The 11,194-nt window shown below is 38.5% G+C and carries 9 protein-coding genes; 4 read left to right on the top strand and 5 right to left on the bottom strand.

The window, feature by feature from the left end; genetic code table 11:
* Nucleotides 1–175: 175 nt before the first annotated feature.
* Both vapC and ABXH34_RS14705 read right to left on the bottom strand, forming a co-directional pair.
* Nucleotides 176–577 carry a type II toxin-antitoxin system tRNA(fMet)-specific endonuclease VapC gene (gene vapC / locus ABXH34_RS14710; protein ID WP_353572643.1) on the bottom strand — a complete coding sequence of 134 codons (402 nt, stop codon included), beginning with the start codon at nt 575–577 and terminating at the stop codon, nt 176–178.
* Nucleotides 574–807, bottom strand: coding sequence for a hypothetical protein (locus tag ABXH34_RS14705; RefSeq protein WP_353572642.1), 234 nt, complete (start codon nt 805–807; stop codon nt 574–576). Before ABXH34_RS14705 ends, vapC begins: the two co-directional genes overlap by 4 nt.
* Before the next feature lie 265 nt (nt 808–1,072).
* On the opposite strand from ABXH34_RS14705, the gene ABXH34_RS14700 reads away from it, so the two are divergent.
* Nucleotides 1,073–1,234 (top strand): hypothetical protein, encoded by a 162-nt coding sequence (locus ABXH34_RS14700; protein WP_353572641.1) that lies wholly within the window; start codon nt 1,073–1,075, stop codon nt 1,232–1,234.
* A 373-nt stretch (nt 1,235–1,607) separates the two neighbouring features.
* Here ABXH34_RS14700 and ABXH34_RS14695 read toward each other — a convergent pair whose 3' ends face one another.
* Nucleotides 1,608–2,288, bottom strand: coding sequence for a class I SAM-dependent methyltransferase (locus ABXH34_RS14695; RefSeq protein ID WP_353572640.1), 681 nt, complete (start codon nt 2,286–2,288; stop codon nt 1,608–1,610).
* A gap of 74 nt (nt 2,289–2,362) precedes the next feature.
* Complete coding sequence (locus ABXH34_RS14690; protein ID WP_353572639.1) at nt 2,363–4,333, bottom strand: bifunctional aldolase/short-chain dehydrogenase; 1,971 nt, start codon at nt 4,331–4,333, stop codon at nt 2,363–2,365.
* 149 nt (nt 4,334–4,482) lie between these two features.
* Here ABXH34_RS14690 and bioC point away from each other — a divergent pair, with 149 nt between their 5' ends.
* The 3 genes from bioC to pdxJ all read left to right on the top strand — a co-directional run bounded on the left by bioC (nt 4,483) and on the right by pdxJ (nt 8,006).
* Nucleotides 4,483–5,370, top strand: coding sequence for a malonyl-ACP O-methyltransferase BioC (bioC, locus tag ABXH34_RS14685; protein ID WP_353572638.1), 888 nt, complete (start codon nt 4,483–4,485; stop codon nt 5,368–5,370).
* 601 nt (nt 5,371–5,971) lie between these two features.
* Nucleotides 5,972–7,168 (top strand): ATP-binding protein, encoded by a 1,197-nt coding sequence (locus ABXH34_RS14680; protein WP_353572637.1) that lies wholly within the window; start codon nt 5,972–5,974, stop codon nt 7,166–7,168.
* A 103-nt stretch (nt 7,169–7,271) separates the two neighbouring features.
* A complete protein-coding gene (gene pdxJ / locus ABXH34_RS14675) occupies nt 7,272–8,006 on the top strand; it encodes a pyridoxine 5'-phosphate synthase (RefSeq protein ID WP_353572636.1) in 735 nt (244 codons plus the stop codon).
* A gap of 102 nt (nt 8,007–8,108) precedes the next feature.
* Here pdxJ and secA read toward each other — a convergent pair whose 3' ends face one another.
* Nucleotides 8,109–10,895, bottom strand: coding sequence for a preprotein translocase subunit SecA (gene secA / locus ABXH34_RS14670; protein ID WP_353572635.1), 2,787 nt, complete (start codon nt 10,893–10,895; stop codon nt 8,109–8,111).
* Nucleotides 10,896–11,194 lie beyond the last annotated feature (299 nt).

Here is an 11,194-nt window from a genome sequence, read left to right as displayed (position 1 = left end):
ACACAAGCATCCAAGACGATTTGCCCTCGTAACGATGCACTATGTCGTCATGCCACGAGACGCACTAGCGTCCTACAAAATCAAAACGCGGGTGCGTTAGTTGCTCATTCCACGCGGTGCATGAAACGAGAAAAACCCACTCAAAACACGCTGCGTTGTGAATGAAAAAAAGTAGTTATGCTTCCCAATCTTCAATTGTTAAATGAGGTATACGAGAAAACTCTCTTGTGTTGTGTGTAACCAGTGTTAAATTATGGGAGAGTGCAATGGCTGCTATCATAAAATCATTTGGACCAATTGGTTGCCCCTGCTTTGCCAACGCTGCACGAATTTCTCCATAATGCTGTGCTGCGTTATCATCAAATGGCAAAGAAATAAAATGATTCAAAAAATAATGCTGTTTTTGTATCGCTTTCGTAGGATTGATACTTTTCATTGCGCCATAAAACAATTCAGCTTTCACAACAGAGCAAACGGCAAGCTCGTGACTGTGCTGCATAAGTAAACGCCGTTTCAACCTCTCTGAACGTTCATTCAAAAACACAATACAAACATTCGTATCTAGTAAATATTTCACACTAAATCTTCTCTACTTTCAAGTGCACCTTGAGGAGGTCTCTCTATTGGTGTATCTGCTAAACATCCGTATGTTTGCTCAATGAATGCTTTCCAATCATCTGCTTTTGAATAAACTTGAGGCTCTGCTAAGTATTGGGTAAGCGCATGAATAATAATCTCGTTTAAATTAGATTTTGCTTGTAATTGAGTCACTAAATTATCTGGTAATTCAATTGTAAGTTGCATCATGGTTTCCTTTTTTGCTCCAATTCATAAATGCTTAAAAATAGAGTATAGTCAATTCTATCTTAAGTGCGAGGACTGGCAGTCCTGAAATTCTTTAAATATTAATTACTTTAAAATGCCTATAGCATAGTATTCAAGAAATCCACTCAAAACACGCTGGTTGTGAATGGAATTGACTGAGCTAATATTATGAATATCAAAATAACTGAGAATACACCATGCAAACCATTACCTTAGAAATTGACGAAACCACCAGTGAAAAATTCTTTTGGTTACTCAGCCATTTTCCCCTGATGAAATTAAAATTGTAAAGTCACTGAAACCTTCTGATACCTCATTACAAAACATCCAAGCAGCCAAACAACTTGCAGAATTAGGCGGTACAGAACCTAGCCTTGAAGCAATACCATGTCGTAGAGAATGCCAATGATTCTAGTAGATACTTTCGTATGGATTAACCATCTACGCGAACAAAATGCTCAACTCTCCAATTTGCTCATTAAAACTCAAGTCGTATGCCATCTGTTTATTATTGGAGAATTAGCTTGTGGAAATTTATACCAAAGATAAAAATTTTTAAGCTTGTTAAAAGCACTGCCAGCAACCAATGAAATAAAAATGCAAGATGTACTAGAATTTGAGGAAACTCTTTAACTTGTGACGACACACCCCGTCATAATCTGATAGGAGACGCACCAACGTTCACAAAAAATATTAAGATGCAAGTGCGTGGAACGAGAAAAAAAGCTCAAATTGTAACGGTGTGGAGTATATCTATACCAAAAAAGTTGAGAATATTATTCTTAAGCCTTGGCTTCAATAAAAATACGTGCCTTAAAATATTTCCCAATAATAGGAATATATGAAATCAAATGTAAAAACCGCAAAATATTATAATGTGGCAATAACTTTAACCCAACAATTTTAAACCCGGCCTCTTGAACCAAACTTACATTGTCCTCAACATTCCTAACCGCAATATGTGCAGGTGGCTGTTTTAAAATAAAATGATGGGCTTTCATCTTCTCAATAAAAAAACGTGCATTCGGCGTATGCAAATACAACCGACCGTTAGGTTTTAAACTACGTTTAATGCTGCTCAGAATTTTAACCCATTCCTGATCATAAACATGCTCTGAAAAATCCAAGGCAAAACCCACATCAAACTGCTGAGGGTGCTGTTGGCAAAACTGATGAATATCTGTACAAATAAATTCAGCATTAGTTATAGATAAATCTGCCTTGCGTTTCAAAGCAGATGCAATAAAAGGCTCAGAAAAATCAACACCTGTATAAGAACGTACTTGTGGCATGATAAAATCCATCAGCATTCCATTACCACAACCAAAATCAACAGCATCAAAATGAGACTCAAATTTGACATTACTTAATAATTTTTCAAACCGAACAGCTAACTGTCTCGATTCAAAATATGTAACATAATCTTGGCCATGTAATTGTTTTAACTCAGTTTCAGAATACATAAATCCAGTTCGCTTTTTTTAATCACAGTATGATTGAAGCTGCAATGTTAACAACATCACAGTCTCAAATAAAATTAAATCACTCGCTCATTACCGCCATCAATGGGTAACTGTGCGCCCGTGGTTTTGGCAAATAATGAACCCGCCATCGCGCAGGCCAATTCCGCCACATCATGCGAAGTCACTTCAACCCGTAATAAATTGTTAGTCTTATACTCTTCCACACTCAAGCCATAATGTTTAGCACGTTTTTCCAACACCTCATCCGTCCAAATCGCCGTATCAAATACCGCGTTTGGATGTAGCACATTTACTCGAATCTTATCTTTCGCCAGTTCTAATGCCGCGACCCGAGCCAATTGAGTTAAACCTGCTTTTGCCACTGAATAAGCTGATGCGCCTGGACCTGGTGCAGGGACATTCTTAGAACCCATGATAATCACTGCAGGATCAATACCCAGTTTCAAATACGGTACACAAATGTGCAACAAAGTCTGATGGCTGGATAAATTGATTGAGATACTCTTGTCCCAAGTGTCTGGATTCATCGCTTCAATCGTTTCACTTGGTGGGAAAATGCCCGCATTGGTGACGATAATATCTAAACCACCAAATTGACGCACAGTTGCATCCACCGCTTGTTGTACTTGTGTGCGGTCAGACATATCACATTGAATTCCTAAAACAGATTTATTTCCAAATAATTCAACAATATCTGCATTAATATCCAAGGCTGTAACCACTGCGCCTTTTGCCAATAAACTGTCAACACAAGCTTTACCAATACCACTGGCAGCCCCTGTTACCAGCGCGATTTTTCCCTGAAATTCTGGCGCGGAACTGGATTTTTTCAACTTGGCTTGCTCTAATTCCCAATATTCCATTTCAAAAATATCTTTTTCGGGTAACGCTTGCCATTGTTCAATTTTTTCTGCATTTTGAATCGCTTCTATCGTATGGGCTTTAATATCAGCGATGATGTTAGCTTCTTTCAAATTGCCACCAAAACTGATTAAACCTCGATTCTGCCACACAGCCCAACATGGAGCAGGATTTAAACAGGTCAACGAGCCGTCATTATTCCGCTCAAAATAGGCTTTGTACTCAGTCACATAATCAGCAATAGCCGTCTCAATATCGGTATCAAGCAATATTGGAGCACGCTTAGTACGAATCACATGATCTGGGGTTAAAGGCCCTTGAGTGGCGATCTCTGCCACTGAATCCAAGCTTGCAAACTGTTGGCTGGCGGCATCGGTTTCTAAACGTGCAATCACAGGTTTTGTTTTTACTTTAGAAACGTGCAGCCGAATTTGAGCCAATGTTAATAAATCCACATCCACGGCTTCAGAGCCATTTAAACGGGTTTTGATTTGCTTATTTTGTAAATAGATTTCAGCATCTGCAACCAATCGAATCATATTTTCATAACTAATTTTAGCATCATCAGCAAAGGTGAATACGCCATGATTCATCAAAATCATGCCTTCCAAGTTTTGCCAATCGATTCCCTGACTAAGTTCATAGATTTTTTTCGCTAATATAAACCCCGGCATCACATAAGGAATAATCAATACTTTATCGCCGTATAAATCTTTAATGTATTCCAAACCATCAGGCGTATTAGTCAAGGTCACAACAGTATCGGTATGGGTATGGTCAACAAATTTAAATGGAATAATGGCGTGCAAAATCGCTTCAACCGAAGGATTTGGCGCACTAGGATTTAATATCGCAGCACGTTGGGCTTGTACCATTGCTGTGTCGTTTAATTCTGGTAACGCGGCCATCCGTTTCAGTACATCCAGTTTCACAGGCGCAAATCCCGCCGCTTCAATCGTCTCTAAATCCCAACCGCTGCCTTTGACGTATAACACTTCTTCAGTTTCGCCAAATAAATTAGTAGCTGTAGATTTAACTGAGGTATTGCCACCACCATGTAATACTAAATTAGGATTTTGCCCTAATAAACGAGAGCTATAAACTCGTAAGTCCAAGTCTGTACTGAATTTTTTCGCGTCTGCATCGACCCATAAACTGTGCATTTATGTTTCCTTTGTTAATTATGGTTGTCTGATGGGCAAATGTTAGCAGATTTTGATTAAAACAATGTGTTCGTCAAAGCAGTCATTTTTAGATTTTTGCTATAATAGACATTTAATCGTTGCTCCACTTCACATTTTAAGAAGCATCCATGACGTACCCCACTGTAGACAAATCCAAAGTTTCTCAATCCTTTAGCCAAGCAGCTAACGATTATGAACAACATGCCTTTATCCAACAAAAAATTGCAGAATATTTGATTGAGCGTTTAGATTTTATTAAGACAACGCCTAGCACTATTTTAGATATAGGCTGCGGTGCAGGGCGGATGAGCCGTCAATTAAGCCATCGTTATCCTGATGCCATGGTGTATGGTTTAGACATTGCGTATCAGATGGTGGAGCAATCCCAACAAAATGCGCCTAAGCCTTGGTTATGGTATGCGCCAAAACTCAATTATCTGTGTGCGGATGCAGAACAATTGCCTATTGCGGATAAAAGTATGGATTTGGTGATGTCTAATTTAACCTTGCAATGGTGTGATGTTAAGGCAGTATTTCAAGAAGTCGCGCGAGTTTTAAAGCCTGATGGCGTATTCTTATTTTCGACTTTAGGCCCTGACACGTTGAATGAATTACGCCAAAGTTGGGCGGCGATAGATGAATATAGTCATGTGAATTTCTTTTTGGATATGCACGACTTAGGGGATGCTTTGTATCAATCAGGTTTAAAAAACCCTGTGATGGATGTAGATTGGCTGAATTTTAAATATGACTCGGTGCAGGATATTATGCGAGGTTTGAAGGCCATCGGCGCACATAATATGACTTCGCAACGTCCACAAGGTTTGATGGGTAAACAGAAATTTAAAAATATGCTACAAGCTTATGAGACCCGCCGCACGGAGAAAGGTTTACCTGTCACTTATGAGGTGGTTTATGGTCATGCCTTGGGACAAGTTGAACAATCACAAGATACACAATACGGCGAAGTCACAATTTCAATTGACCAGATTAAGCGATTAAACAGTGAAAGCTAAAATCAAATTGCTAGAGTTGAACAGACTAATTACTCTAAAGATTTTGCAGGCATTTGATTTTGTTTATGTACTCTAATGCTCTTGCTCCTATCTCATCATTATGTATTTTTCCTTTTTTTTGTCAATATGTTGCAATTACGGCTTGTCATAGGGTAGATTTGCTATAGCTAGATAAATAAAACCATAAATTATGGATATAAACGATTCTGAGTTGAGCTAACTCATTGATTTTTTATTTCAGTCTGCTTAAATAATCAGCTTATTTTTACTTGCTACCATGGGTCTTATTTAGCTATAAACTTTATTTATCTGAAAATTTTTCTTTTAAGTTTACATAATTACACTTAAAATCAGGGTTGATCGATTATTTTATAGCAAGATTACTTGGTTTATATTTAATACAAATGATGCGACTAACACTTATAGTCAGTTATCTATTGATGTTAATATAAGCAAGGTTATGAAAAATGAATTAAGTTTCTCGCAATCTGAGATATTCAGCATAACATCTGTTAAAAATATAGAGAAAATAGGTTAGAGTACAATACGTCGCTTATTTAACTGTAAATTTATTCAACTCCACTTATATTTTTAGGTTGTGATGAAAAAACAAATTATTTTATGTGTAGATGATGAACAAAGTATTCTGGAAAGCTTGAAAATAGAGTTAATCCAATTATTAGATAATTCTTATTTGATTGAAACGGCTGAAGATGGCGCAGAAGCTTTGGAAATTATTGAGGAACTGCTTGAAGACGATTATGAAATACCATTGGTGATTTCAGACTACATCATGCCCAATATGAAAGGGGATGAATTATTAAAACACGTATATCAAAAAACTCCTAAAACACTGAGCATTATGCTAACAGGTCAGGCTGATACCCAAGCGATAGGTAATGCAATCAATTATGGTAGCTTATACCGTTATATTGCTAAGCCATGGGAATCAATTGACTTTAGCATGACGATTAAAGAGGCTTTGTATAAATATAGCCAACAAAGGCAGTTAGAGCAATTTTACGCTGATTTAGAATATAAAATTCAACAAAGAACTGAAGAATTAAATTTAAAGAATCAAAAATTAATTGAGCTAGATAGAGAGAAAAATGAATTTCTTGGAGTGGTAGTGCATGATTTAAAAAATCCACTATCTGCGATTGAAGGCTTGGCTAATTTAATCAAAATGTCGTTGGAAAGCCATGATATTAATCTTAGAGAAGTCCTTGAATATACCTGTTTGATTGAAACCAGCTCGCACCAAATGTTTGGGTTAATTACTAATTTATTAGATATCAATGCGATTGAGTCTGGTAAATTTAATATGAACATTCAACGAACCAATGTTTTGCCTATTCTAGAAAAAATAATCAATCAGTACAGAATACCTGCGACAGAAAAGAATATTAGCTTGGAATTTCAGAATGTAGAGTATGAATTAATTGCCCATGTTGATGCCAATATGTTGCAGCAAATTATCGACAATATTATTTCGAATGCAGTAAAATACTCCTCTCAATATAAAAAAGTCTATATTCGGCTGATCCAAGTCAATCAATATATTCGCTGTGAAATTCAAGATGAAGGTCCGGGTTTAAGTACTGTGGAACAACAAAAGCTCTTTCATAAATTTGCACGCTTATCACCACAGCCTACAGCCAATGAGAATTCATCAGGATTAGGCCTTTTTATCGCGAAAAAATTGCTTGAAATGATGAATGGTCGGATATGGTGTAATACTCAAAAGGGTGTAGGATCAACCTTTATTTTTGAAATACCGATACAACTCGTCTCATAATCCACCCTTTTCCTTTAAAACATCACTTCGTGATTAATTGATAATTATTCAATGTTGATTGATAATTGTAGATTGATACTGACTTTACTGTTTAATCTCAATAATGAAAAAACAACCGATCTATTTGGGTGTTAACATCGACCATGTTGCAACCTTACGCCAAGCGCGTGGCACCCGTTACCCAGACCCAATTCAAGCTGCAATTGAAGCAGAGCAAGCAGGCGCAGACTTAATTACCTTACACTTACGTGAAGATCGCCGCCATATTCAAGAACGCGATGTACGGATGTTAAAAAATATTTTACAAACCCGCATGAATTTAGAAATGGCGGTTACTGAGGAGATGTTGGCTTTTGCTGAAAAAACTCGTCCAGATGATGTGTGTCTTGTGCCTGAAAAACGGCAAGAATTAACCACAGAAGGCGGCTTAGATGTCGCAGGTCAACAAGATAAAATGGCTGAAGCCTGTCAGCGTTTGAGCGCTGCTGGTATTCAAGTCTCGCTATTTATTGATCCTGATAAACTACAAATTGATGCTGCTGTGGCTGTAAAAGCACCTGTAGTTGAAATTCATACAGGATGTTTTGCTGATACGGATAGCAGTCAGGAAGAACTAAAGCGGATTATTAAAGCGGCGGAATATGCTGCACAGCAAGGCCTACAAGTCAATGCTGGCCATGGTTTGCATTATCATAATGTGGCTGAGATTGCGCGAATTCCACAATTTTGTGAATTGAATATTGGCCATGCGATTGTTGCACGTGCTATTTTTACAGGATTTAATCAAGCGGTTACTGAAATGAAACGCTTAATGGTGGAAGCCCGTACATTGGCATAAGTGAATCAATCTGACCCGCTCAATGCAAAAAATGAGATTTAACCCGTTAGGACTGCCAACCCTTTAATAATTGACAGTCCTGATTACGAGGCAATGACTCGATTAATTTAACTTACCATGGCACTGTTTGTACTTTTTGCCTGAGCCACAAGGACAAGCGTCATTTCGGCCAATTTTCTTACCATGTCGTACAAAAGGTTGTTGTGGGGTAGCTTGTTCCGTAGCATCTCCCTCGCCATTCTGTTGTGCTTCAGCGGCCGCCTGTTGAGCAGCTTGTTCACTATACTCATTGGTTAAACCTTCAATTTGAGCATGTCTAAACTGCATTTCTAGCGCGTGACTGCGACGTTCAGCTTCAATTGCATCCACTTCTTCTTGCTTTTGCACTTGAACTTTTGAAATATCTTCAACTACTTCTTGCTTATAACGACGCAATAAATGTTGGAACATCTCAAATGCTTCACGCTTATACTCTTGCTTTGGATTTTTCTGCGCAAAACCACGTAAATGAATCCCCATACGCAAATAATCCATCGCCGCTAAATGTTCTTTCCACAAATTATCCAATACTTGCAACGTTACGGCTTTTTCATAATCACGTAAAACCTGTGGATTACCAACTCTAGACTCTTTGTCAGCGTGCTCAGCTTCCGCCGCATCAATCATTTTCTCACGCAAGGTTTCTTCGTATAGCTCGTGGTCTTCATCTAGCCACTGGCGTACAGGTGCTTTTAACGCAAAACGAGTTTCTAACATCTGTTCCAAACCTTCCACATCCCACATTTCTTCTAAACTTTGTGGTGGAATAAAATCATCAACCGCTTCGTTAATCACATCATAACGTAAGTCTTGAATATAGCCTTTCACATCATCAGCAGCCATTAAATTATTGCGTTCTTGATAAATAATCTTACGTTGGTCATTGGCAACATCATCATATTCAAGTAATTGTTTACGAATATCAAAGTTGCGCCCCTCGACTTTACGTTGGGCATTTTCAATTGCTTTTGTGACCCAAGGATGCTCAATAGCTTCACCTTGTTCCATGCCTAATTTTTTCATTAAGCCCGCAACCCGTTCTGAGCCAAAAATGCGCATCAAATTGTCTTCAAGCGATAAATAGAAACGGCTAGAACCTGAATCACCTTGACGGCCTGAACGTCCACGTAATTGGTTATCAATCCGCCGAGATTCGTGGCGTTCTGTACCAATAATGTGTAAACCGCCACTTTCTAATACGGCAGCATGACGTTTAACCCACTCATCACGGGTGGTTTGAATTTCTTCCTCAGTTGCATCTTCGCCTAATGCTTTGACTTCTTCGTCTATATTCCCACCGAGCACAATATCCGTACCACGGCCTGCCATATTGGTTGCAATGGTGACTGAACCCGGACGACCTGCTTGTGACACAATATGCGCTTCTTGCTCGTGGAACTTAGCGTTTAAGACTTTGTGTTCTATGTTCACGCTGCTTAACAATTGAGATAAATGCTCAGATGTTTCAATCGTTACTGTACCGACCAGTACGGGTTGACCCCGTTTTTGACAGTCCCGAATATCTTCTTCAATCGCATTGAATTTCTCTTCTAAGGTCAAATACACACGATCTGACATGTCATCACGTACCATGGCGCGATGAGTTGGAATCACGGTGACTTCCAATTCATAAATCGTTTGAAACTCATAAGCTTCGGTATCTGCTGTACCCGTCATACCAGAAAGTTTGTCATACATACGGAACAAGTTCTGGAATGTAATCGATGCTAAGGTTTGGTTTTCATTTTGAATTGGCACACCTTCTTTAGCTTCAATTGCTTGGTGTAAGCCTTCTGACCAACGTCGTCCGGACATGGTACGCCCTGTAAATTCATCAACAATCACAATTTCATCATCTTTGACGATGTAATCTACATTGCGTTGGAATAATTTATGAGCGCGTAATGCGGCATTGACATGGTGAACAATAATAATATTGCCAGAATCATACAGGCTTTCACCTTCTTTGATGATACCTTCATTGAGTAAGAATTCTTCAACCTTGAGATGACCATCATCACTCATGGTAATTTGTTTATTCTTCTCATCCATCCAGTAATCACCGGGCACTTCTTCCTCGTCATCTTTGTGCGGTTCACGCTCTTGTGGTACGAGAGTTGGAATGACTTTGTCAACTTGCTTGTATAATTCTGAAGTATCGTTAGTAGGCCCTGAGATAATCAGCGGTGTTCTGGCTTCGTCAATTAAAATCGAATCAACCTCATCCACAATCGCGTAATTTTGTTTACGTTGTTGTAGGCGATCTTTAGCACTGAATGCCATATTGTCGCGCAGATAATCAAAACCGAACTCGTTATTTGTACCGTAGGTGATGTCAGAAGAATAAGCTGTTTGCTTTTCGTCAGGATTCATTCCTGGTATGGAGATACCCACCGTCAATCCTAAAAAATTGTAAATCTTGCTCATCCATTCTGCGTCACGTTTGGCAAGATATTCATTCACCGTGACGATATGTACACCATTGCCTGTGATGGCATTGAGATAGGCTGGAAGCGTGGCGACTAGGGTTTTACCTTCACCTGTACGCATTTCTGCAATTTTGCCTTGGTGCAATACCAATCCGCCGATAAGCTGTACGTCGAAATGTCGCATGTTTAAAGCACGTTTACCTGCTTCACGCACTGTTGCAAAGGCTTCTGGTAGCAATTGGTCTAGGGTTTCACCTTTTTCGTAGCGTTCGCGGAATTCAACGGTTTTGGCTTTCAGGTCTTCGTCACTTAAAACGGAGATATCTGGTTCTAGAGCATTGATTTGCGCAACAATTTTATACATTCGCTTAACAAGGCGGTCATTGCGGCTACCAAAAATTTTCGTAATAATGTTTAACATAGGGCTATTTATTCTATATGCCTGTGTGGAAGGGACAATTATCTGTTATCAATCAACAATTATCAACGAACTGCGTGCAGTTATCAATTATCAGTGAACAATTATCAATGAACTATGGATATTAAATGTCTTTTGATTTATGGGTGAATGGGGAAATTTCTAGTTGGAGCTTGTATTAATAGAAGGATATGGAGGAGATATATATGTGGGTTTTAAATTTAAATTCAATTGGTTATCTATTTTAAAAAACTTTGGTATTGGGATGATATGGCATCACTGATTTAAGTTGAGTATAAAAT

Source organism: Candidatus Albibeggiatoa sp. nov. BB20 (assembly GCA_016744725.1).
Lineage (GTDB): Bacteria > Pseudomonadota > Gammaproteobacteria > Beggiatoales > Beggiatoaceae > Albibeggiatoa.
This window is presented reverse-complemented; position numbering and strand designations above follow the sequence as displayed.